This window comes from Photorhabdus sp. RM96S (genome assembly GCF_042879335.1).
GTDB classification, from domain to species: domain Bacteria; phylum Pseudomonadota; class Gammaproteobacteria; order Enterobacterales; family Enterobacteriaceae; genus Photorhabdus; species Photorhabdus kayaii.
Window position 1 is genome coordinate 1 of record NZ_JBHFKT010000149.1, and the last position, 686, is coordinate 686.

A 686-nucleotide genomic window follows, 5' to 3' on the forward strand; every position below is an offset into this window, starting at 1 on the left:
CCCCCCGGTCCGGCAGTCAAACCGACGCCCAGTGAGCCACCGCGGCTGCTGTTTTTACCGGTGGTCTGTTCGGTGTTCTGGCTGGAGGAGAGCTGGATATCCCGGCTGGCATTGAGTTGCAGGTCTTTGCCCGCCTGCAACTGGCCGCCCTGAATGCGGATATCGCCGTGCTGGTCTGGAGTACCGGAAGCGGTGAGGGTGAGATTATCCCCGGTCGTCAGGCTGCTGCCCTGCTGAGTGGTCTGGTGCTGTTTCAGTTCTGACCGGGAGGACTGGCTGCCGTAGGAGAGGTTGACACCCACCAGGTTGTTATTGGCTTTGTCGTCACCGCCTTTAGCGTCGGCCAGACGAGCAGCCTGGACTGCCTGTACTCCGCTAAGAGCGGCTTTGGTGCCTTGTAAGGCTTTGATTCGGCTGTCACTTTCATTGTTGGCGGCTTGAACCGTTTGAACTGCGGAATTCAGGGCCCCGCCTGCGGTGCCGGACAGCGCCACGGTCAGGCCGCTTTGTTTCTGTTCGGTTTTAGTGACAGCGGTATGACTGTTTTCCGCACTGGTGATGTTAATGTTTTGGCCGGAAAGTTGCGTATCGCGGCCCGCCACGACATCACTGCCGTGAAGGTTGAGCTGTTTTCCGGCGCTGAATGTCACACTGCCCTGGCTGCTGCCTACCGTGCTGCCTTTGTT

Annotated in this window: 1 protein-coding gene; it reads right to left on the minus strand. The window is 59.2% G+C overall.

The features are described 5' to 3' along the window. Positions 1-686, minus strand: a 686-nt coding sequence (locus ACGF49_RS24685; RefSeq protein WP_387493359.1) for a hemagglutinin repeat-containing protein, incomplete at both ends; no start/stop codon positions are given.